The 23,062-nt window shown below is 40.7% G+C and carries 17 protein-coding genes; 16 read left to right on the top strand and 1 reads right to left on the bottom strand.

Going from position 1 to position 23,062, the window contains the following annotated elements:
* Nucleotides 1-215: 215 nt before the first annotated feature.
* Entirely contained in the window at nucleotides 216-1,844 is a 1,629-nt protein-coding gene (locus JT719_RS07555; protein WP_207432174.1) for a hypothetical protein, read from the bottom strand.
* Nucleotides 1,845-2,669: 825 nt separating this feature from the next.
* Between JT719_RS07555 and JT719_RS07550 the strand changes: the two genes are divergently transcribed.
* The 16 genes from JT719_RS07550 to JT719_RS07475 all read left to right on the top strand — a co-directional run bounded on the left by JT719_RS07550 (nucleotide 2,670) and on the right by JT719_RS07475 (nucleotide 23,057).
* Nucleotides 2,670-2,984, top strand: coding sequence for a hypothetical protein (locus JT719_RS07550; RefSeq protein ID WP_207432173.1), 315 nt, complete (start codon nucleotides 2,670-2,672; stop codon nucleotides 2,982-2,984).
* A 187-nt stretch (nucleotides 2,985-3,171) separates the two neighbouring features.
* Entirely contained in the window at nucleotides 3,172-3,666 is a 495-nt protein-coding gene (locus JT719_RS07545; protein WP_207432172.1) for a hypothetical protein, read from the top strand.
* Between the two features lie 73 nt (nucleotides 3,667-3,739).
* Nucleotides 3,740-4,327: a hypothetical protein gene (locus JT719_RS07540; protein ID WP_207432171.1), complete on the top strand. Its 588-nt coding sequence runs from the start codon at nucleotides 3,740-3,742 to the stop codon at nucleotides 4,325-4,327.
* Between the two features lie 175 nt (nucleotides 4,328-4,502).
* Nucleotides 4,503-4,754 (top strand): hypothetical protein, encoded by a 252-nt coding sequence (locus JT719_RS07535; RefSeq protein ID WP_207432170.1) that lies wholly within the window; start codon nucleotides 4,503-4,505, stop codon nucleotides 4,752-4,754.
* A gap of 396 nt (nucleotides 4,755-5,150) precedes the next feature.
* Nucleotides 5,151-5,861: a DUF4145 domain-containing protein gene (locus JT719_RS07530; RefSeq protein ID WP_207432169.1), complete on the top strand. Its 711-nt coding sequence runs from the start codon at nucleotides 5,151-5,153 to the stop codon at nucleotides 5,859-5,861.
* 1,044 nt (nucleotides 5,862-6,905) lie between these two features.
* A complete protein-coding gene (locus JT719_RS07525; RefSeq protein ID WP_207432168.1) occupies nucleotides 6,906-8,930 on the top strand; it encodes a response regulator in 2,025 nt (674 codons plus the stop codon).
* A gap of 504 nt (nucleotides 8,931-9,434) precedes the next feature.
* Entirely contained in the window at nucleotides 9,435-10,811 is a 1,377-nt protein-coding gene (locus tag JT719_RS07520) for a sigma-54-dependent transcriptional regulator (protein WP_207432167.1), read from the top strand.
* A 149-nt stretch (nucleotides 10,812-10,960) separates the two neighbouring features.
* The gene (locus JT719_RS07515; protein WP_207432165.1) at nucleotides 10,961-12,901 is read left to right on the top strand and encodes an ATP-binding response regulator; all 1,941 of its coding nucleotides are present in this window, start codon (nucleotides 10,961-10,963) and stop codon (nucleotides 12,899-12,901) included.
* 505 nt (nucleotides 12,902-13,406) lie between these two features.
* A complete protein-coding gene (locus tag JT719_RS07510; RefSeq protein WP_207432163.1) occupies nucleotides 13,407-13,787 on the top strand; it encodes a response regulator transcription factor in 381 nt (126 codons plus the stop codon).
* A 6-nt stretch (nucleotides 13,788-13,793) separates the two neighbouring features.
* Nucleotides 13,794-14,960 (top strand): sugar transferase, encoded by a 1,167-nt coding sequence (locus JT719_RS07505; protein WP_207432161.1) that lies wholly within the window; start codon nucleotides 13,794-13,796, stop codon nucleotides 14,958-14,960.
* A 16-nt stretch (nucleotides 14,961-14,976) separates the two neighbouring features.
* Nucleotides 14,977-15,723 carry a TolC family protein gene (locus tag JT719_RS07500; protein ID WP_207432159.1) on the top strand — a complete coding sequence of 249 codons (747 nt, stop codon included), beginning with the start codon at nucleotides 14,977-14,979 and terminating at the stop codon, nucleotides 15,721-15,723.
* Nucleotides 15,720-17,903 (top strand): GumC family protein, encoded by a 2,184-nt coding sequence (locus JT719_RS07495; protein ID WP_207432157.1) that lies wholly within the window; start codon nucleotides 15,720-15,722, stop codon nucleotides 17,901-17,903. The genes JT719_RS07500 and JT719_RS07495 overlap by 4 nt, the downstream gene beginning before the upstream one ends.
* A 117-nt stretch (nucleotides 17,904-18,020) precedes the next feature.
* Nucleotides 18,021-19,499, top strand: coding sequence for an O-antigen ligase family protein (locus JT719_RS07490; protein ID WP_207432155.1), 1,479 nt, complete (start codon nucleotides 18,021-18,023; stop codon nucleotides 19,497-19,499).
* Entirely contained in the window at nucleotides 19,492-20,442 is a 951-nt protein-coding gene (locus JT719_RS07485) for a glycosyltransferase family 2 protein (RefSeq protein ID WP_207432153.1), read from the top strand. Before JT719_RS07490 ends, JT719_RS07485 begins: the two co-directional genes overlap by 8 nt.
* Nucleotides 20,443-20,538: 96 nt before the next feature.
* Nucleotides 20,539-21,744 carry a glycosyltransferase family 2 protein gene (locus tag JT719_RS07480; protein WP_207432151.1) on the top strand — a complete coding sequence of 402 codons (1,206 nt, stop codon included), beginning with the start codon at nucleotides 20,539-20,541 and terminating at the stop codon, nucleotides 21,742-21,744.
* A 119-nt stretch (nucleotides 21,745-21,863) separates the two neighbouring features.
* Nucleotides 21,864-23,057, top strand: coding sequence for a glycosyltransferase family 2 protein (locus JT719_RS07475; RefSeq protein WP_207432149.1), 1,194 nt, complete (start codon nucleotides 21,864-21,866; stop codon nucleotides 23,055-23,057).
* Nucleotides 23,058-23,062: the final 5 nt, after the last annotated feature.

Genomic DNA, 23,062 nt, shown 5'->3' with positions numbered 1-23,062 from the left:
TCTTTAGCCATCCGGAAGTACACAGGCCAGACTACCCACGCGCTTTGTCTTTGTGGTTTAAGGTGGCACCCGCATACCTCTGAAGACCTTGTTTTACCGCTGTTTTAGCCCCGCCAAGAGGCGCATCCTTTTCAGGTGCCAATGGCACCATTCAATTCAGAAAATATTATGGTAGGGCTAAAACAGGGTCATGGCATCGGTTCTGTTAATTTATTCTATGCCGCCGTTTTAAATGGCATTTCCAGCTTTCCGGGGTGCAGCAGGTTAGGCTCTGCCCTTGGCGTGTAGCCGGTGAGCCGTAGGCACTCTTCCCTTACCACCCTAACCAAATAGTCCTTGTTCATCTCCGTGGTCAGGATGGAATCGTGCACCGTGAACAGGGGCATGGCCGGTCTCTCCCTCTTTATCCTGCCGCACACCTTGTTCAAAAGTACGTGGGCCTCTATGGCTTGCAGGAGGCAGGCGAGCAGGCGGTGGTTCTCCTGCTTGATGTACTCAAACAGACGCATCACAGTGGGGAAGCAGCTTCGGAAGAGGTCTTTTGCGGCTTCCCGCTGCTCCCTGATTTTCATTGCCTTCATGGTTTCCCTTCCTTTCGTTTCTTTCTCGTTCTCGGAGAAAAGGATGGTGAACATCACTTTCTTCATCTTTCCCCTGTCCATATCCTTTCTGCCTGTCTTCTCTTCATACCTATCTAAAAGGTAATCATACAGCTTTCCTTCAAGTACCACATTCCTGTAGTGGACAACATCTTCATTGTCAATGTCTTTAAGTATATCTTGAAGCATAACGTTAGAGAAGACATTTGGAAGACATTGGAATATCTCGTTTGATAATACATTATGGATAGACAACCTTTTAAAGGTTATTTTAGCCTTTGTGGAAGGGATATTTGCATCTATGACATTAGGAATACCTTTATCAATGAACATAGAGGAAGGGGAAATAGAAAATTTAGCGCCGCGCACCCTCTTTTTCCCGTAGAACTCCCTATCCAGAAGCAAAAGGCTGAACCACATCTGGCTGTTCTTCAAATCCACCTCATACAGGCTCTCCCCGCCGTATGTCAGGAAATTCCGTAGTTCCTTTTTTAAATTAGTTAACGAGGAGTGGAACCGGCCGGAGACGGTGTCAAAGCCGTGGTAAAAGTTGCCGTCCGCTATCTTCATGGCCGCGTGCAGGTTGGTGTAGAACTTTAATAGCTTTTTCTCTCTTGGTGTCAGTTTCTCCTTGGCGGTAGGGTCCTGCCGGTTGAGGTTGTTCACTTCTATGACCCTATTTTTTAAATTTAAAAAACCGACTTCCCTAACGCCTTTCAGAAAGGTGCTGCGCATGTATGATTCTGCCCCTTCCAAGTCCATCTTCAGAAGGTCTTTGTTAAATTGTTTAATCAGGTGCTTCCCTATCTTGGAGTCAAGTTCCCGTAGGCGCTCCTCCTCCAGCTTGGTGATTTCCTTTTTGTAGGTGAAGGAAAAGGTCTTTTTAACTTCTACCGTCCTGAACCCTTGCCGGTACTCCTTGGTGTAGCGGTACATGCGGGAGTGGATGCCGTTCCTGTACTGATTGTTCCCCCCGTCAAACACGCCCGTGTTCACCAGATAGTCAAGGTAGTGTTTGTATTCGTTCCCGATGGCGTTTTTAAGTGCCGTGGAATTGATGGGCACAAAGCCGTTGCGGTGCTTGAGGTCTTTGTTGTTGGAGGGGATTTCAATTGGAAGGGAAAGGACGTAGTGCAACTTGTCTGGGCAGAAGTCCTTTATGGCGCTTTGGGGCCACCATTCTTCCAGCGGGTACTGCTCAAGGTGTTTTTCAATGTCAAAATTTGATGGTACTGAATAGTGCATTTGATGTTTTATAAAATTGTTTAATTGTTTGGGTTTGGGCAATAGCATACCGGCAGAAGGGTTTTCCTTCTTTGAAAATGGGTTTAGAATGTCCGGTGTGAATTGCCTTTTGCAAAGGTACATCGGCTTCTTACAAGTGAACGAAGGTTCTGGATGGTATTTTCAGGGGAGTGATAAATTGTTGGAAGGGGTTTTGCAGGAACTGAAAAGGGCATTAAGCGGATATGTGCGCCGAGCCCTTTAGAAACAATTAAATAATTTAAGGCTATGATTCCATTCCGATTTAGATACTGGCCCTAAGGTTCAGAAGGGTAAGGTAAACGACGGAAAAGCAAATCGTTTGGGCCTCTTCCCTTTCAGTTTATGTGATGATTTCCGGCAAAGTGGCATCAAGCCGGATTCTAGGGTGTTCTAGTTGGCGTTTTTACAGCCAAAAAAGGCACGTGTACTACTTCCCAGAAAACAGGCGTTTTGGGCAGGATTTTAAATTTAAATTATTTAACCGTGTACTACCCGTGTATAACCGGATATACCCGAATACAAGCGCATAGCTTACGAATAAGGGTTGAAAGGCTTTGTTTAGATGGGTGCCAACAGCAAGGGAATCCTGAATCTGGGGCTTCCAGACCATCAGAACCGCCATTTTGAGGTAAACAGGGCACTATTTTGAGGTTCAGGGAAAAACGGTTACTTTGAGGAGGGATTTACATGAACCCTGAAAAAAGGTACATTAAAAAGGATGGTTGAACTACTTCCACCTATAGTGCCAATAACCGTAGGTGTTCCGTTTATCCGTTAGTTGTGGGTAATTGTAATCATGGAAAAATGAAGATTCTACCAAAGAATTTTAATCCTTTAGCTTTCATTACGATTGGTTCTATAATTACCCTTCTGATGATTGCCTCCTTCATTGCAGCTTTTGCCGAAGATGAAGGTACTTCTGGCGGCGGATTATTATCTACAATATTAGCGGCGACATTTCAAATTCTACGATTTCCTTTTCATACTTTGTTCTGGGGAGTTATAACCGAATACATGGCTCTTTATTTTCCAGCACTTCTTTCAAATATTATTTTTTATTCTTTCGCAATAGAGAGATTAATAGCTTTCATCTCTAAAAGAAGGAAGGTAATTGTATAAGGAGTAAAGATTACCTGATAAAGAAATAACTGTCTTTGACCTAATTTTCAGAAAACAGCCTTAAAACAGAAAATAAAATAGAATAAAAAAACAACTTCCCACAACAAGGCGCATAAGCCATGCTACGGCCGACGGCCTTGCACGCCTCATGCACTAATCCGTTAGCGCTCATTTAAAATTAAATTCCATGGAAAATATTGAAAAATTAAGAATCCAATTTGAAGACTTCAATAAAAGTCATTTTGAAATTTCTCCAATTTGGGAATTTGCAATTGATGAGGAGGGGGAAGATGGGCAAGATGAAACAACTTTAAAACCACGTTTAGACTTAAAATACCCAGATCCATCGGAAGGACTTTTAATCATAGAAGGTGAGTTTATGTCGAAATCAGGTAGAAAATATTCTGGTCTATGCTCTCCTTCGTTTGATAATTCATTAAGTAGTATCCAACCATATATTTTTGCTGGGAACCAAATGGCAAATTTTTGGATGGGCATTTCACAGCCTGACGACCAAACTAAAGAAGAAACTTATAAGATGCTAAATGAAACTAGCGAAAGCTTATTTCCAATAATTTTAGAATCAATATTGCCTAATGCTGATGGCTCAAAATTACAAGCACAAATCGATGGCTTTATGTGGATTAAACTTTCAGATGATACCATTTATGTAGAAAAATAAACGTGCGCTAACAACGCGTAAACGCCAGCATCGGCCGACGGCCTCCGCCGCCGTTTACACCAGTACGTTAAGGATGAAAAAATTAGTTATTCTCTTATTCCTATTTCAGATTATATCAGCTTGTTCCGCAACAAAAGAAAACATTCAAATGGAAAGGAAAGAAAATGAAAATGGTATTGAATTCACATATAAACCATCAAACTCAGTATTCTCCGATTTTCAGCTTAAAATTATCCCAAATGACTATAATTTAGAAATCACAGAAGAAAAGAATCAATCTATAGCTGAATTCATAACCAGAACCTTTCCCGAAAAGGAAATTACCTTTGAGATAAAGAACAAAGTAGATTTTGCGGATTCAGGAGTAAACCTCGAAAAAATTACCTGCCCTCATTGTAGAAGAGAAATTGAATTTGAGAAATGGCAAGAGGAAATGGCCAAAGCTGAAGAGTCCGACTTTATAGAAATGGAATTTGTAACTCCCTGTTGCAAAAAAGGGACAAGCTTGAATAACCTTATTTACGATTCTGAATCAGGATTTTCAAAATATCAGATTACCATAATAAATCCCGACTTTGACAAAGTAAACCAACAGGAACTTGTAAGCCATATTGAGAAACAAACAGGATTGAAAATGAAATTAGTTTGGGCGCAGTACTAAAAAAACACTTGTGCCAACATTGTGCAAACACCATACTTCGGCCGACGGCATAATAACGGCATAATAGTTAATAGAAAGGCTTTTGTTTAACATGTTAATGACTTGACAGGAATTAATGCTGTAAGGCAGTTTAATAATTTGCTTCCCAAATAAAGTAATAGAAACTTATTAGATTATGGAAAACTTTAAACCAGACAACGAAGAAGAAAAGCAATTTGTAAGCCATTATAACGGCATTTCAAAAGCAATCTCTAAGCAGATCAGAGCACTTGATGAAGAAAAAAGATTGCCCTATCTCAGAGAGGCCGAACCTACTGACCCTTCCCTTATGAACCTTTATCTACAAGCGTTGCAGAATGAAGACTATGAAACTTGTGCAGTCGCCAAGGCTTTGCTTCTAGAAAGAGGCATCCAAGTTCCAAAATGAAACTATCAAAGTTATCACATATTCTATGATGCCTTAATAGGGACCGTTAAATAATTTAACGAAACAACAAACGCCCTTCCACACGCTACTTCAAAGGGCAACATGGAAGGGAGTTTTGCCTGAATCAATGAGAATGTGCCCTCTGTTTCTGGAAAGTCATTTAAGACTAAGTGTTCTTTGAATATCCAGTATGCTATCAATGGAGTGTGCACGCAAGTTCCAAAGTAAAGTCTACTGTATATGTGTAATTAATACTTGTGCTTTCTTCTTTGTACTAGTACTAGTCCTGCTTATACGAGGACACTATTTGTTAGGCATAAAATTTTCTCTTAAAGTCAAGTTTTGCTGTTAAGGGTTATTCAACTACCTTGGAACATAAAGCAAATCCATTGATTTATGCTTAGACACATACCTGAACAAAATTTCACCAACACTGAAATTACCCATGACTATGAAATTCCCATTTCAGTTGATAGTACTTGCCCTCATTGTAGACGCAAGGTTAATTTTTCAATTCAATGGCTTGCAAAAAGAACTTACGTAGTTGAATATGCTTTGACACATTGCCCTGCTTGCCAAGAGAAAACTACTTTTATTTACCTAACTAAGAAGCGGGAGAATAAACCGATTCGGACTGGCCACCTATTTATTCATCCTTCAAACGGTAGTAGAGAACCCTTGTCAGGTGTTCAACAAGCGGATAATATGCAAGAAGGGCTTAAGAAAGCATATTTTTCCGCAATCAATGTGCTTAACGCACATGAATGGACAGCTACCTCAGTGCTTTGCAGGCGAGTACTTGAAGGGATAACAAAATCAGTAGTGCCCGAAGAGGATAAGAACAAGCCTTTGGCCACTCAACTAAAAGGCTTATCCAAACATATTGACTTAGAAGAGCCTATTATAACCCTTGCGGACGCTATTAGAAAGGGAGGGAACTTAGGAGCACATTTTGACTTAGAAAAGGAGCCAACTGAGGAGATATCCCAACTAATGGTAGAAATGCTAGATTATCTAATAGAGTACATTTTTATTCTTCCAAATAGAATAAAAAGTCTGCATGATAAAATCGAAGCCCTATCATATCAAGAACAACCTAACGATTAAAGTGTTGTTGGAGCAAGCACTAAGGAAAGGTTGTACAGTTGCTACTCTAACTTTTTGCCATGTATGTTGAAAATATTACCTTAGCTTATGTGCAAATACAACCAATACGTAAATCTAAACTAGTTTTAGTAGATTAGTGGTCAAATTTGTGGCCTGTAATTTTAACTGAGCTGTATTTATTTGAAAATCAATGTGTTATGAGACTGGAAAGAATCCCAGCGGGATCACTTCTAAAGCCTCTTATCTCCTCTGATAAGAGGCTTTTTTTATTCCCTGCTTCTGCGTTACAGCTTTCTTGTCAATGCTTAGTAAGCATTTCTTGCTTTCCTAAGAGCTGTTCGCATTTACTTAGAGACAAACCCAAAAGAAACATCTGCTTATATCATAAGCCTGATGCGATCAGAGTTTATCTCAAAGTGAAGAGGTGCATGCCTGCTTAGCGAAACTTTGCACAACAAGGTGCGTTTAAAACTTTCCCCCTTATATATAATGCATGCTACATTGGGTTGAACAGTGCTTGTGCAAAAGAGCGTGTTTCTTTAGCTAGAGTAAGGTTGACCTGCTTGTCTTAAGTTGAACTAACGTGATTAAAAGTGTTTGCTAACTTAAGAATATAGGCCTGCAAAAGGAGTGGTGAGTAGTTCTGAAAAATAAATTTATTTTTTTTCTAAATTTTTGGAATAGAGCGATTTGATGATTTCTGCGCTATAGCCCTGAAGGCAGTTAAGTTGCTCATTTATGATTTTGTAAAACAATACGTTGGTTGAGCCGATAGATTAATAATAATTTACAAAGGGAGGTTCTCCGAAGAATTTTTTGATAAGATTTTTATTCTAGTGTTAAATAAGGATAAGTTGCTATTATATAATTTTATAAAGAAAAACTGTTTAAAACTATGAGAAAAGGATAAATTTAGCCTGAATCATTTCAAATTTTTGCTCGTTAAATTGATTAAACTAATATATGATTGTATATTGGCGATAAGAATAAATAAATGTAATATTTATGAAGTCTGCTCCGATCTCCGTTAATGAGCCCCAAGGAATGAAGCAATGGTTATCATTGAAATTGCCCAAGTCAGGTAGGAATGCAGAGTATTCCAATATGCTGGAGAATGTAAGTGAATTCTTCAATCCTTCCACTTCATTCTTGACCTTGGGGAACATCAAACTTGTGCTGAAATCTTTTCTTCATACGCTTAAAGAACAAGGGATTTATTTACTCTCTATCTCTTCTGACAAGGAATGGAAAAGAAAGGCTTTAGGATTGCAGCAACCGTTAGTGTTTGAAAATGCTTTTCAGATTGCCGAAGTGCCCGCTTTCAATCTTAATGTATGCAGAGATAAGGTGTCAAACTTATTTGGAGAGGGGCGCACCTTTGGGATGTCGCAGGTATTTAACTTAAACCACCAGTATTGCCTCCAGGAGTATGATGCCGTTAGAAATCTTACTCTAGATGATTTCCCTGCCACCTTTGATAAGGTTCAGTTGCATGAAAAGCCCAACAAACGCCTGAGGAATCTTCATCAGGCAGGTGCTTTAACCGAGGAAATTGAGTCTTTATTAGAAGTTGGTCTTTGGGAATACTCTATAGAATCAGGTGAATTCTTCTATACAGACTACATTCATACTCTTCTGAATATCCCTTCTGAGGTATCTTTGCCAGGATTTGAAGCCCTTTTACCTTATTTACGGGAAGAAGACCGCTCCTCTCTGAAAGCTGCATGGAATGATATGCTTAACAGAGGAGAAAAGTTTGAACGCCTGTTGGAGGTTCTAAGCCCTACCGGATCACGCTGGGTAAGATTTAAGACAAAGCCTGTTTTCAGGCAGGAGCAGCTTTCCAAGATAGTAGGTACTCTGCAGGATGTTACCGACGCGGTTGAAAAAGAACAGGCTTTAAAGGTAGAAAGAGAAAAAGCCGAAAGACTGGCTCAGGTGAAAACCGAGTATGTGTCTCATATGAGCCATGAAATAAGAACCCCGTTGAATGCTATCATGGGGTTGACGTATCTGCTCTTGCAAGAAGAAGGGCTAAAAGAGGAGTATAGAGATAATTTAAACTCTATTCATTTTTCATCTCAAAACCTGTTAGCCTTAGTAAACAACACCTTAGACTTCTCTAAAATTGAGGCCGGTAAAGTAGAGTTAGAGAAAGTAAACTTCCATCTAAAAGATCTTTTAAAGAATACGCACCAAGCGCTATGCTTGCGCTCCGCTGAGAAAAAGGTGGATTTTGAACTCTCAATAGACCCCCGTACTCCCGAAGAAGTCGCCGGAGACCCAGTAAGATTGATGCAGATCCTTAATAATCTATTAAGTAATGCCATCAAGTTTACCGAGAAAGGTTCTGTTAAGATGGGCGTAGAGGTTATTTACCAGACAGACAAAGAATGGGTACTGGATTTCTCTGTAGCAGATACAGGTATTGGTATTCCATTAGAAAAGCAGAAAAGCGTTTTTGAAAGTTTTGTGCAAGCAAACTCTTCCACCCACCGCCAATTTGGTGGTTCAGGGCTGGGTTTGGCTATCACCAAAAACTTAGTTGATCTGCACAAAGGGAATATCTTACTAAAAAGCACGCCAGGTAAAGGCACTGTATTCACAGTTAGGTTGAGGTATGTTAAACCCCAGGCCTCTTTGGTTACGGTTCCTAGGGCTTGCAGCGCCAAGGTTTCCAGTACCAAATTGCGCGGAGTTAAAATCCTAGTAGTTGATGACAACGTGATGAACAAAACGGTAGCTACAAAGTTGCTTACTAGCTGGCATGCAGAAGTCGATACCGCTGAAGATGGATTAACAGCCTTGGAGAAGATCAACTCAAATGCCTATGATTTGGTGTTAATGGATCTGTACATGCCCGTATTAGATGGCTTCCACGCAGTTTCTAGAATGAGGGAGGCAGGGCATCAGGTGCCGGTGATTGCTTTAACTGCTAATGGTAGTGAAGAGGAGCGCAAAAGAATTGTAGAGGCCGGTGTGCAGGGGTATTTGTCCAAGCCTTTTGTGCCTCAAGATCTTTTCAACAAACTGTTACAGCACTTAGATTCTAAGAAAGCGTATAATTGATCCCTCAAACAGGAGTGAATCTCTTTTATCCTTGCTGAATTTCATTCATACCTTATGTGACAGTGCCTTTTGTTATGATCCATTTGCAGCAACAGCTGGTGGTTGCCATGGTTGATAATGATTTGCCAAAGGAGCTACAGCAGGAAACTGATTGCCTCTGCTAAGATGGAATAACTTAATGGATGCTATCTTTTAAAGATAGATCAAACATGCAACCTCACCTAATCTAAAAGCTTACACTCTTTCTCAGCTCGCCTACTCCAGAAATTATCTGTTGTCTTTGTCACTCTTGCCATGAGAGCGAGTGAGTGAAGGGCATGTTCAATAACCAACAACTAAGTAATGCTGAAATCTAAGGTACATTAGATTGAGAAGAAGAGGCGTTCTTCTCAGATAAGTTAAAATAAGTTGAGTAAAGCATATATGCTATAAGAATTTTCATAATTCTTTTATATATTGGCAGTAGTTGAAAGGTTAATTGTTCTTTTAATAGTTTTCATCTGCATGCCTGAGTTTAAAGATGGTTCTTCCGCTAAGATATTTGTTCTCGAAGATGATATTTGGTATTCACAGTTCCTTAGCTATCATCTCTCTCTGAATCCGGATCACCAGGTGGAGGTATTTAACTCCGTAGATTCGTTTTTGGGCCGTTTATCAGAAGCCCCTGATATCATTACGCTAGATTACCACTTGCCTTCTGGTACAGGTGAAGAAGTTCTACAGCAGATCCTTCGGCAAAGCCCTAAGTCTTATGTGATAATTATCTCTGGTCAGGAAGATATTAGAAAGGCTGTAAGTCTTCTGAAAATGGGTGCCTTTGATTACATAGTGAAAAATGATGAAACCAAAGAAAGGCTTTGGAGCATCATAGAGAAGATCAAGCAGAATAAAGCCCTTCGGCAGGAAGTAGAAATACTAAGAAACGAGGTAAAGCAGAAATATACCTTGGGCAGTGAATTGGTGGGCTCATCTGAACCCATCAAAAAAGTGTTCCAGTTAGTAGAGAAGGCCGCCGTAAATAATATTAATGTCACCATTACGGGAGAAACAGGAACTGGTAAAGAGTTAATTGCTAAAGCAATTCACCAAAACTCAAGAAGAGCTAAAATGCCCTTTGTTGCGGTCAATATTGCAGCATTACCCTCTGAATTGTTGGAGAGCGAATTATTTGGGCATGAGAAGGGGGCCTTTACCGGCGCTACTGCAAGAAGGGTGGGGAAATTTGAGGAAGCCAATGGAGGGACCCTCTTTTTAGATGAAATAGGAGAAATGAACATAAATCTCCAATCAAAACTTTTGCGGGTATTGCAAGAGAGAGAGGTGACTCCGGTAGGCTCTAACAAAAGTATTCCGGTGGAAGTGCGTATCGTTACTGCTACCCATCGGAATTTGATTGAGGAAGTGAAAAAAGGCAATTTTAGAGAAGACTTGTTCTATAGATTACTGGGGGTGCAAGTTCAACTGCCTCCTTTGCGGGAAAGAGGACATGATATTCTGTTGATTGCCAATAAGGTTTTGAGAGATTACTGCCACCAGAACGATTTAGAAGAAAAGTCATTTTCAGCAGGCGCACAAAAAAAGCTTTTAAATCATCCTTATCCAGGAAATGTGCGTGAATTGAAGGCAGTTGTAGAGTTAGCGGCAGTTCTTGCCGATTCTAATTTGATTACTGAAAATGAAATTCAACTTCAGGCATCCTTTACTGCGGCTACCTCAGAAGAGAAAACCCTGGATGAATATATCTATGAAATTGTGCAGAAGTATCTTGATAAATATAACTACAATGTTGTCTATGTGGCAGATAAACTTAAGGTAGGTAAATCAACAATTTATAGAATGATTCAGAAGGGTGAGGTGCTAATTCCCGAGCATAGAAGATAATTGACATTTAAAAGTGATCAAAGATTATTGGCTATAGGTGGAATATTTATTTAATGATTTTAACACCTAAAATAAAGTGTGGTATTTAAGTGGTTTCTGTTATTTAGGAGGGAAGAGAAGTTGAGTAATATCATCTAATTGAATATAGCATGCCCTTCTTAGGCTTAGCTTTCTTTAAAGCTTCAAGCGCTAAGTATTTTGTGAATACAGTTCTTGTTAAGCCTATGTTTTCTATTGAGCAAATCTTTAAGAGTAGTTCCAATCCAACTTATGTCAAAGATGCTTACGGCAAGATAGTTTGGGCTAATTTGGCTTATGCTCAGTTACATAGAAGTAATCTGGAACAGTTGCTCGAGAAAGGGGCTATCGACTTTGATTTCTCCTATGAGAGGGACTTAGAAGTAATTGCTGCGGACGATGAGTGTAAGATAGAGGAGTTTTTCAAGCTTGAAGATGGAAGAGGCGCCTGGTTCCTGACCACAAAAAAAACTATTGTTCAGCCCAATGGCCAACGGCTGTTACTCTCTACCTCTGCAGAAATCACAAACCTAAAGGAAAGTCTTCAGATTGCTGAAAACTCATTTTCTGCTAAAGAGAAATTCTTAGCCGATGTTGGCAAAGAGCTTGATGCCCCTATACATGCTGTAATCAGCTTGGTTAAGCTGTTAAAGAAAACGTTCATCAATAAAGATCAAAAGAGATACTTAAACTCTCTCCTTTCCATCTCTGATTATCTTCTGGAAGTGCCTAAAGATATTCTGGAATACACCAAATTAGAATCAGGTGCTCTGGATTTTGGTACTGAAGTAACAGATATTGTTGAATTCACTCAAAATGTAGTTCGGGTGCTTTCTCTTAAAGCAACTGAGCAGGATGTGGTAATCCATTTCTCTGAGCCTATTGCAAAGATCCCGCTGGTTGAATTGAATCCTGCCCACCTGAATCTGATACTGGTTAAGTTCATCAATTGTGCTATCAGGTATACTAAGAGTAAAGATATAGTTGTCTCGGTTTTCCAGAAGGAGAGAATAGAAAAGGTCCTTTACTTGCAGTTCTCTATCAATAACTTAGGACTGGACCAGAGTTTTGATGAGTTTGAGGACTTCTTCAATTCGGAGAATGCATTCACCAACGACGAGTTAGACAAGAACTCTAGATTTGACTTAGGGGTGTATACCTGCAAGCGGTTGATTGGGCTGCAAGGAGGGAAAGTTTGGTTTGAAAGCAAAATGGGGCAGGGAACAAGCATTGAGTTTGTGTTGCCTTTCTCTGTAAACGACAAGCCGGTTTCAGACTCAAGTAGCAGATATCTCCAGCCAGAGCATTTAAAAGAATTGAAATTACTGCTTGTTGATGATAATGAAAGTTGTCAATCATTGGTAAGGTACCAGATTCAAAATTGGAATTCCAGGCTTGATGTTGCAAGTAGAGGCGAAGATGCTGTTACCTTATCATCAAAACAGAAGTATGATCTGATCCTCATGGATATTGAGATGCCCGAAATGGATGGCCTACGGGCAACATCCTTGATAAGGAATTCAAATGGGCCCAATCAAAATACCCCTATAGTGGCTTTTACCGGCACTTCTGGCAATTTTGACCCTGTCAGATTCAAGGAGTTTGGGTTTACAGATTTCCTCAAGAAGCCATATCATGCCTTTGACTTATTTCTTTGTATCTCAAAGAATACCGGCCAACAAGTAAAAGATAGGTATTCTCAAAGGGAGAAGTTTGAAGCCGAAGAAGTTCCTCTGTATGACTTCTCAGGCTTAGGAGATATGGCTCAAGATGCCGTGTTCATCCGCAAAATGCAGAAATTGTTTGTGGATATTGTCCCTGGTCAATTAGCTAAGCTTCAACAAGCCGTTGCGCAGAAGCAATGGGAAACGGTTTCACTTGTAGCACATAGTTTGAAATCAACTTACGGAAATATAAAAGTTGTTAAAGCTGCTCAGGCGATGAGAAGGGTGGAAGAAATTTCAAATGCTAAAACCAACTACCATGAGTTAGATGGTTTGTTGGATATTATTAGTGATGAAACTCAAAAAGTGGTAAACGTATTTTCTGAAGAACTGTCTCTTCATGCTTAAGGCCTTTTTTTAGAAAAGTAGGCGATATTCGTTACTGAATATTGAGGTTATAACTTGAATTAAATAGGTGTAAAATGGATTTGGTTGTTCTTTATCTGTTTTACTTATTTGCGTGTGAAATTCATATTTGATTTAATCTTATCCATGCATAGTGTATGCTTTAATTAATTGACATTTTTTTATTAAAGCTCTTCTGATATATCTTAATTATTGCTTTGCTAACGTACTACTATTGTTAGTAGGATAGTGCTTAACTTAATTCACTCAGGTTGGGTATCTACTATCCACATATTTAATATATTCTCCCGTCCCATCCGTTTGTAAATCGATTCAACCTTCCTGATAGACCCTTCAAGAGTAAGTTTAATTCCCAGAATAAAACATGGATTCTCAAAATGGGAAGAAATAAGTAGTGAAACGTACTTGTTTATACTTTTCTCCTAAAATTTAAGATAAAATCAGGTTTGGCACGGTTGTTTCATATAATATGTAAAAAAAAGACAAGATGAAGCAATCTTTATTAATAGTTGATGATGAGCCTTCAATCGGGTTGATACTGGAACATTACTTCTCTAGGGCTTATCAAGTTGTGGTTAAGTCAAACGGAAAAGAAGCCATGGCCTGGTTGGAAGAGGGGAATCACATTGATGCCATAGTAGCTGACTTTGAAATGCCTTTTATGAATGGCTTAGACTTCATTAAGCAGCTAAGAGCGAGTACTTTATTCAAAGACATCCCTTTGATCATGCTTTCTGGCAAGGAAGAAACAAGAAATAAGATCCTCTGCCTAAAAAGCGGCGCGGATGACTACATGGTGAAGCCTTTCAATCCTGAAGAGCTTGAGGTGAGGATTAAGAATGTTCTAAGAAGAGTTAAAATTTCTTAAAACACCATGAAAACAAGGGTTGCCTATCTTTCTCCTGATCTACAGGAAGCTATCAATTTTGAGTCTGAATTAGACCCTTTGTTTGATGTAAATCATTTTGACAACCCTAGGTACTTTCTGCAATCCTTAGAGAAAGGTGATCAATACGATATCATAATTGATGCTGCATCATTAGGTTCTCCATTGGGAATCAACTTGTTGAGAACCGTGAAGGAGCGGTTTCTACGTTCCATACCAGTTATCTGGTTGGCAGAGGATCTGGTTTCTCCAACTCTGCAAAGAATGTTGATGACGGCAGGCGTTTCAGATGTCTTCTATAGAAAGCCAGATATGGAAAAGCTAAAAACCAGAATGAAGTATTTGGCGCTTTCTAAATATGAAGAAGTAACCACTCCTATAGAAAACATCTATCAATACAAATATCCGGTTGGTAAGCGCATATTTGATGTAGTAGTTGCATCCACCGCATTGTTCTTTCTTTCCCCTTTGATGCTCCTGATCGTTATTCTGATAAAGCTGGAATCTAAGGGACCTGCCTTCTACTACTCTTACAGAGTTGGTACAGGTTACAAGATATTCAAATTCTGGAAGTTCAGGTCAATGAGGCAAGATGCTGATAAGCTTCTGGACTCCATGAAAGACTTAAATCAGTATCACCAACCCACACGAACCAGTCCTGAAGATCTCTTTTCGATTTGTTCAACCTGTTCCGATATGGGATCTGAATGCGGAAACAAATTGATAGATGAGCACGGCAAGATCATTTGTGAAAAGCAGTACATCCAATCAAAAAAATCAAAAACCGGGGCGGCCTTTATCAAAATCGCGAATGACCCCAGAATTACTAAACTGGGAATGTTTCTGAGAAACACGAGCCTGGATGAGCTACCTCAATTATTCAATGTCTTAAAAGGAGATATGTCAATTGTGGGGAATAGGCCACTTCCAGTCTATGAGGCTGAAAGAATCACCACAGACCAATATGCGGCCAGGTTCATAGCACCAGCAGGAATCACAGGATTATGGCAGGTTAGCAAGCGTGGAAAAGGCACAATGTCAGAAGCTGAACGAAAGGCCCTTGATATTGAATATGCACAGAAGTTCTCCCTGAAAAAGGACTTGTACATTCTGCTCAAAACCCTGCCTGCTTTATTTCAAAAAGAAAATGTATAAAAATATAATGTTTAAAATGAAAAAAATTACCCTTGCGATTTTGCTAGCCTTCCAAGGAATGCTGGTGATGGCTCAGAGCGGCACAACACAGGAAGCAACAGATTGGGAGAAAAAGCTATTCAATTCTGAGTATGCTCTTCCTATTTTGACAGAGGCAGCCATTACTAATGCAGCAGAACTAGAAAATGCCGACGCAGCCAAATTGCAGGCAATAGAACAGAAAAAAATTATACGCAAAAACTTTTATAGCGGCTTTTCAATCAACTCGGCCTATACCTACGGAAGCTTAGGCAATTACAACCTCAACGGTGAACCTATCAACTCCTTCAATGCGTTTGATGCCCCTCTCCGTGCCAGATATAATGTGGGTTTGTCCATGTCTTTGCCTTTAGGTCAATTATTGAGTCGACATAATCTCATAAAAAACCAGGAACTGGCTATTGCCCAAGCTGAGGGAAGTAGAAAGTTAGCTGAGAGAGCCGTCAGACAGCGGGTGATAACCTTGTACCAGAACCTTGTGTTGGCAAAATCTCAGCTGGAACTACAGCAGCAAGCCTATCAATCAGCAGTTGTGACGCACAAACTGGCAGAAAAGCAATTCAAGAGTGGTGAAATACAGATTGATGCAATGTCAACGGTGCAACAAGCTTTCACTAGTTCCTCTGCAGCCTTAAAACAAGCCAAGGTAAACTATGAAACACAGCTCTTATTGATGGAAGATACAATTGGAATGAGACTAATCGATTTAATACAAAGCAAATGAAACTGAAAGACATTTTTAAAATTATATCCCGGAATCTGTTCCTGTTAGTTGCAGTAACCTCTGTAACTGCCGCATCTATCTTCTTCTTTACAAAAGATCAGGATGATGAGTACACGACAAACACCACTATTTATACCGGTATTGCGTCTGGGTATAATCTTAGTGACGTCACCAAAAGTACAACCCAGTATAAGGTTGCCAAGGACGGATTTGCGAACCTGATATCTATCATAGATTCAAGAGACATCAGAACAGAATTAGGTTTCAGGCTTTTGGCTACCCACCTGATGCTGAAAAAGCATGATCCTAATATCTTAAGTGAAGCCTCCTACCAAAAACTTCAGGAGTTTGTACCAGCTACTCTAAAAAGACAACTAGTAGGATCAACGCTACAAGAGACAGCTAAGAACATTGCTGTTGCTTATCACGCAAGCGACGCTAATCCAGTAAGAGATATCATCAACTCAGGTGAACTAGGTTACTCAGCCGATGCTTTTTCAACCATTGAAGCAAAAAGACTTGGTGATAGTGATCTCTTGCAAATCGCTTACTACTCAGGTGATCCTGCTCAATGTAAGAATACGCTTGAGCTCTTTACTCAATTGTTTCTGGAAAAACATAAAACGCTGTTCACTGCCCAGTCAGAATCTGTGGTTGACTATTTCACAAAAGCTACTGACAGTGCCTTGGTGAAGTTAAGAAATGCAGAAGACAAGCTATTGGCTTTCCAGCAAGCAAACAACATCATTGATTACAATACCCAGGTAGGTTCAACTACAACCGAGAAAAATACTCTGATGGGTAAATCCAATGATATGGAGATTGAGTACGCAGGTGCCTTGTCTACTTTACGGTCATTGGAGCAAAGCCTGAAAGACAGAGGCGTTCCAAACCTGTATAGCCAGGAAGTGCTGCAACTCAAAAACAGACTTTCTGGAATTACGACCGAGATAGCTGAGCTAGAGTTGTTGAACAAAGGCAAAACCAATACTGCCCAGTCAAACAGATTAGCTTCTCTTAGACAGGAGGCTGATAACCTGTCCAAAAAGATGCTGGGATCAGTGGATAAGCATTATGCCAATACCCATACTGTGCAAGGCTTGCCAGTCACCAACATGCTGACTGATTGGGTAAGAACTACTTTCCTGCTGGAGGAATTAAAAAGTAAGCGTAGCCTTATTAATAAGCAAAGAGCTGCCTATGCCCAGGAGTATGAGAAACTAATGCCTCTGGGAGCTGAGAATAGAAAGCTAACCCGCGATGTGACCATGGCTGAACAGGAATACCTGGCAAAATTGGAAGGTCTTAACCAAAGTAAGCTAAATCAACAGAACATTGAGTTGGCTTCGCAATTAAAGGTGATAGATCCTCCTTTCCTGCCCGGCAGCCCAACTAAGATCACTCGGATTCTACTCATCATCTTTGGTTCATTAGGTGTGTTCCTGCTAACCTTTGGGGCCCTGATTGCACATGCATTGTTAGATGAGTCACTGCGTAAGCCTTCTGTTGCTGCTAAAAAACTACAATATCCAATCTTCGGGGTATTACCAGCTACAGATTCAAGCAACTCTAAACTGCTTCAACTAGCCCAAAATGCTGAGGATCAACTGGCAAGACAATTGATTCTCAAAATGAAACAGAAGGACACTGCTTATCCATTTGTAGTAGGGGTAATGAGTAGCATGTCCGGCGAAGGTAAAACGGTGCTTTGCAATACCTTAGCCAATAACCTGATATCCATGGGGATTGAGGTGCAGGTGCTTTATCCTAAGAGTCACAAAGGCCAGATTCCGGCTGATGCAAACTGCGGTTTCTATGCTCCGCTGGAAGGGGTGCTCACCGATGCATCTGTCTCTGATTTAGCAGGTGAAAACTTCCTGAACAATACAGTGGTGATTGTGGAATTCCCTGCCCTGCTTGAAGACACCTATCCAGTGTCCTTGTTTAAGCATCTTGATCTGGTTCTCTTAACAGTGAAAGCGAATCGTGTGTGGAAACAAGCCGATAAAACAATGTTTGAGAGCATTCAAAAAGTAACCAATGCTCCGATCGAAACAGTGTTGAGCTCAGTTCAACCAGATGATGCCAAGGAAATGGTAGTGGTTAAGCCCAAGAGTGTTCTCCAGGAACAAAAGGCGCTACAGTCTCCCAAGAGCCTACCAGCCTTAGAAACTGTTTGAAAAATAACACTACTCCTATCACGCAAGGTGATGGCTTAGCAAATTGAATCTGTCCTTCCTCTCTTTCAAGTACTCTATTGGAAGAAAGGAAGGACGGATACAAAAGCCCTAAGGGGTATGATTATCAATAGTACAATTAAAGCTACCATGAGGCAACTTCAATTATCTTCTGAAAAAAGACCGTTTAATTACTTTATACCGCTAGTAATACTCGCTGCTGTTGGTATCGGGTGGCTTACTGCCCAGTTAGGCTTTGTGATGCCTGGGTTGATGCTCACGATATTGCTAGTTGCTCCTTTCTTATTTTCAGTGTTTAGAGAGCCCAAGGTTGGTCTTATAGCTTTTATTGTGTACTGTTTTATGTTCAATTTACTAGCCAGGGAAATTGGACAAGGCTTACCTTACTTGTATGTGATCGAAGGCTTGCTGGTGTTAACTTGGCTGGCCGTCATTTTTCATACAACGAAAGAGTATGATTGGGCTAATCTGAAGAACGAGATTTGTATCCTGGGTATCGGTTGGATTTTCATCAACATTGTTGAACTGTTCAACCCGGCTGGCTCAAACATATTGGGATGGATGCTTGATTTCAGGTATCCTTTGTTATGGTTGCTGGCTGTACCTCTTTGCCTGATTCTATTCAACAAGAATAGAGACTTGAATACTTTTTTGATCATGATTATCTGCTTTTCCTTATTAGCTACCCTTAATGGAGTTAAGCAGGTAAAATTTGGTCTTTCACAAGCAGAGCAAGTTTGGTTGGCTACTTCGGGGTATGTGACCCACTTGATCTTTGGGGAGTTACGTGCTTTCTCCTTTTACACAGATGCCAGTCAGTTTGGTGCTTCGCAGGCTCACTTGTTCGTAGTATCCTTGGTTTTAGCTTTAGGCCCTTTCAAGATCTGGAAGAGAGTATTGTGTGCTTTGGCAGCTCTGGCCTTCCTTTATGGTGAATCTATTTCAGGAACACGTGGAGCCCTCTTTACAATCTTCATCGGGTTGGGAGTGGTTATCTTTATCAACAAGAACTTCAAGGTAACCCTCATTGCCCTTACGTTGCTCATTACTGGGTTCTGCTTTCTCAAATTCACCTCAATAGGTCAGAGCAATTTTGAGATCAGAAGGATGCGTTCAGCGCTTAGACAACACGATGCTTCTTTCAACGCTCGTCTAAACAACCAGGAGAAGATTCAGAAGTACCTGGAGGCTCACCCACTTGGGGGAGGTGTTGGTGCCATTGGTTTTACCGGCCGAAACTATAACAGAGGAACTTATTTAGCTTCCATTCCACCTGATAGCTATTGGGTTAAGATTTGGGCAGAGTACGGGACGCCAGGTTTCGTGCTTTGGATAAGTCTCATGATGTACATTATAGGAAAGAGTTGTGGGATTGTCTGGCGAACGCAGGACAAAGGTCTCAAATTCAAACTTACTGCGCTTACGGCAGGCTTTACTGGTATCATAATCAGTAGTTATAGTAATGAGATTATGAACATGATGCCCTCTTCCATGATCATCTACATTTCCTGGGCATTTGTATTCCAAGGACCTAAGCTTGATGAAGAACTGAAGCAATTAAAAGAAGCCCATGCTTAGTCCATTAGTTTCTATTATTTCAGTTAACTACAATCAGGCCGCAGTAACCTGTGACATGATTGCTTCGCTTCGGAAGATAAGTTATCCGAACATTGAGATAATAATAGTAGATAATGCCTCACCCTCTGATGATCCTTCCATCATCAAGGAGCTCTATCCGGAAGTAACTTTGCTCAGGTCTTCGGTGAATCTTGGGTTTGCGGGAGGAAACAATTTGGGTATTGCACAAGCTTCTGGCGAGTATGTCCTCTTCCTGAACAATGACACTGAAGTTGAGCCAGATTTTCTGGAGCCTTTTATTGAGTTGTTTCAGGAGAATCCAAAAGCAGGAATTGCTTCTCCAAAGATCATTTTTTACGGAACAGATGACATTATCCAATATGCCGGTTCCAAAGGAATAAACCCCTGGACTGGACGGAGCATCACGCTTGGTCAATTAGAAAAAGATAATGGCCAATATGATACATCTTCTACTACAGTGCTGGCAGACGGAGCAGCCATGATGGTGCCCATGAGGGTTATCAAGGAAGTGGGTTTGATGCCCGAACTTTATTTTCTCTACTATGAAGAGCTGGACTGGTGTGAGATGATTAAAAGAGCAGGATACTCTTGTCATTATGTAGCCCAGTCAAAGGTGTATCATAAAGAATCAATGTCAGTAGGGAAAGCCTCTGTGCTTAAAACCTACTATATGAATAGAAATCGACTTTTGTTCCTGAGAAGAAACATTTCTGGAGGAGCTTTATGGACAAGCGTGCTCATCTTTCTCTTAGCCGCAATCCCCAAGAAGATATTAGAGTTCATGTTTGCGTTCCAAGGGAAACACTTAAAAGCATTAGTGAAAGGTATCTGGTGGAATTTGACTACCAGGAATATACATGTCAATACAGGATACCATAACAAGGCAAATGCTCAACAGATGCAAAGCCTGGTGATGCCATAAAGAAGAATTGGGAGAGGAATGAAATTGAAGGTGCCAAGTTGCTCCACAAACTAATCTCCAAAGTCCCTATTGTAGTTACAAGTTTGAAGTACAGAGATGAAAGTCATTGAAATAGTATTGAACGTTATTCTTTATGGCATAGGGGCATATCTTCTATTCAATTGCTGCTACTTGCTCTTCTTTTCTCTGGCTGGTCATAAAAAGGCAAAACCATTACGGGTTTTTGTAAATAAATACAGACGCTTCTGTGTGTTGATCCCAGCATACCAAGCCGACGAGGTTGTGCTGGAGACCAGCATTGCAGCCCTGAATCATGCGTATGAGGGAGACTTCGATGTTTTTGTGATCGCTGACGGATTACAGCCTGAAACCATCACTAAGCTAGAGGTTCAAGGAGTTGGCGTTATTGAGGTGTTTTTTGAAAAAAGCACTAAAGGCAAAGCACTCTCTGCCGCCCTTAGTGAACTGCCCACTCATAAATATGACGTCGCGGTCATTCTTGATGTCGATAATTTGATGGGCAACAATTTTCTGGAAGAAGTGAATAAGGCGTTTGGGGCTGGTTACAAAGTGGTTCAAGCCCATAGGACTGCCAAAAACATGGAGACTTCCTTTGCCTTCCTGGATGCCTGTAACGAGGAAATCAATAACCACATCTATAGAAAAGGGCACTATGCCATAGGCATGTCGTCTGCTCTCATCGGTTCTGGAATGGCGTTCAGTTTTTCTTACCTGAAGCAGTTGTTGGAAGGTATAGGTGAAACGGTTGGGGAAGACAAGGAACTGGACTTCAGGATTGTGAAAGACCAGGAGAAGATCTGTTACCTGGATGAAGTGTTTGTCTATGATGAGAAAATAGAGAATGCCAAGGTTTTCACTCAGCAAAGAACCCGTTGGATTGCTGCCCAGGTAGAGTTCCTGAAAAAGTATGCTGTGGAGGGAGTCTTACAACTCCTGAGACTAGGTAATATTGAGTTCTTTAACAAAGTTGTACAGGCCTTTCTGGTGCCCAGGATTTTGTTGATTGGCGTTTTAGGTCTGTTTTTCTTATTCTCACTCATAATCCCATACGGTCCCTCACCTATCTTTTGGGGTATATTGCTTCTAATGTTAAGTGCGGCACTGTTGATTGCTCTGCCGGCCCGTTTATATAAAAGCGATAAACTAGGGAAGGCTCTCTTTCAGTTGCCGTACGCGCTTTTCTGTATGGTAAAGGCTTTGTTCCAGATTAAGAAAGCTAAAAAGTCTTTTCTTTCTACGCCTCATAAAGCCAAATCTGTTTCTCCTGAAATCAATGTTTAATCTTTGTAATACATCAGTTTTATGCCTTTCGAAATCTTTGCTTTCCCGGCCGTGGTTTTCTTGATCATTGGTTTCTTCAGCGGGTTAAATATTAAAAGAAACGACTAGTCTCTATTCATATGGGAGTCCTGGAAATTAGCCTCTGGATTGCGTTTGCTGTCGTCTTTTATACATATTTCGGATACGCTCTGGTAGCCTGGATAATGGCAAAAGGAGCTCTCCTGTTAAGGAAGCCGAAAGCTTTAACTTTTTTTGAACCCGATGTTACGTTGGTAGTACCGGCATACAACGAGGCTTCAATCCTGGAGAGTAAAATAGAAAACTGCCTTTCTTTAGATTACCCCAGAAAGAAGCTTAAAATCATCTTCATTACTGATGGCTCTACTGACAACTGCGGGGAAATTCTAGCGAACTATCCTCAAGTACTGCACCTGCATTCACCTGTGAGAGGGGGGAAAGCTTTGGCGGAGAATAGAGCCATGCAGTATGTTCAGACGCCATACGTCATTTTTACAGACTGTAATTCCTTTCTGAATAAAGAAGCTGTGAGAGAGATGGTGAAACACTACCAGGACCAACAGGTAGGGGCTGTTTCCGGTGAAAAGAAAGTAATGACGTTAGATTCTGCCCCCGGTGCCGGAGAAGGTTTGTATTGGAAGTATGAGTCTTTTCTGAAAAAATGTGATTCCCAGATCTATAGCCTGATGGGAGCAGCTGGTGAGCTTGTCTCGTTTAGATCAGACTTATACCGGCCTCTGGAGAAAGACACAATTTTGGATGATTTTGTACAGTCGCTTAGGATTGTGGAACAGGGATACAAGGTGGTGTACGAGCCTTTGGCGTATGCTTCTGAAACGCCTTCTACCTCCATTGCGGAAGAGATGAAGAGAAAAGTGAGAATATGCGCCGGAGGATGGCAATCCATGGTTCGCTTGGGGGCCTTGCTTAACCCATTCCGGCAACCACTGGTAACTTTTCTGTATGTGTCACATAGGGTGCTGCGGTGGAGTATCGCTCCACTCATGTTAGCTCTTTTATTGCCACTAAGTTTGATTCTTGCCTGGCAAAAAGGGGGCCTGTACACGCTCATATTTGCTTCACAGATTCTTTTTTATTTGGCTTCTTGGGTAGGCTGGGTAATGGAAAGCAAAGGAAGAAAAGTGAAAGCATTGATCCTGCCACTATACTTCACATTAATGAACTTGGCTGTTTTTGCGGGGTTCCTCCGGTTTATCAGAAACGCTCAGCCTGCGGCCTGGGAGAAAGCAGATAGAACAACTATTCCGTCTGTGGCAATTAGCAGTGAGAATTAAATTGT

The organism is Sabulibacter ruber, from assembly GCF_017355955.1.
GTDB classification, from domain to species: domain Bacteria; phylum Bacteroidota; class Bacteroidia; order Cytophagales; family Hymenobacteraceae; genus Nibribacter; species Nibribacter ruber_A.
This window is presented reverse-complemented; position numbering and strand designations above follow the sequence as displayed.

Coding starts and splice junctions, on each gene's coding strand:
- JT719_RS07555 (WP_207432174.1), bottom strand. CDS start 1,844: ATGCACTATTCAGTACCATCAAATTTTGACATTGAAAAACACCTTGAG.
- JT719_RS07550 (WP_207432173.1), top strand. CDS start 2,670: ATGAAGATTCTACCAAAGAATTTTAATCCTTTAGCTTTCATTACGATT.
- JT719_RS07545 (WP_207432172.1), top strand. CDS start 3,172: ATGGAAAATATTGAAAAATTAAGAATCCAATTTGAAGACTTCAATAAA.
- JT719_RS07540 (WP_207432171.1), top strand. CDS start 3,740: ATGAAAAAATTAGTTATTCTCTTATTCCTATTTCAGATTATATCAGCT.
- JT719_RS07535 (WP_207432170.1), top strand. CDS start 4,503: ATGGAAAACTTTAAACCAGACAACGAAGAAGAAAAGCAATTTGTAAGC.
- JT719_RS07530 (WP_207432169.1), top strand. CDS start 5,151: ATGCTTAGACACATACCTGAACAAAATTTCACCAACACTGAAATTACC.
- JT719_RS07525 (WP_207432168.1), top strand. CDS start 6,906: ATGAAGCAATGGTTATCATTGAAATTGCCCAAGTCAGGTAGGAATGCA.
- JT719_RS07520 (WP_207432167.1), top strand. CDS start 9,435: ATGCCTGAGTTTAAAGATGGTTCTTCCGCTAAGATATTTGTTCTCGAA.
- JT719_RS07515 (WP_207432165.1), top strand. CDS start 10,961: ATGCCCTTCTTAGGCTTAGCTTTCTTTAAAGCTTCAAGCGCTAAGTAT.
- JT719_RS07510 (WP_207432163.1), top strand. CDS start 13,407: ATGAAGCAATCTTTATTAATAGTTGATGATGAGCCTTCAATCGGGTTG.
- JT719_RS07505 (WP_207432161.1), top strand. CDS start 13,794: ATGAAAACAAGGGTTGCCTATCTTTCTCCTGATCTACAGGAAGCTATC.
- JT719_RS07500 (WP_207432159.1), top strand. CDS start 14,977: ATGAAAAAAATTACCCTTGCGATTTTGCTAGCCTTCCAAGGAATGCTG.
- JT719_RS07495 (WP_207432157.1), top strand. CDS start 15,720: ATGAAACTGAAAGACATTTTTAAAATTATATCCCGGAATCTGTTCCTG.
- JT719_RS07490 (WP_207432155.1), top strand. CDS start 18,021: ATGATTATCAATAGTACAATTAAAGCTACCATGAGGCAACTTCAATTA.
- JT719_RS07485 (WP_207432153.1), top strand. CDS start 19,492: ATGCTTAGTCCATTAGTTTCTATTATTTCAGTTAACTACAATCAGGCC.
- JT719_RS07480 (WP_207432151.1), top strand. CDS start 20,539: ATGAAAGTCATTGAAATAGTATTGAACGTTATTCTTTATGGCATAGGG.
- JT719_RS07475 (WP_207432149.1), top strand. CDS start 21,864: ATGGGAGTCCTGGAAATTAGCCTCTGGATTGCGTTTGCTGTCGTCTTT.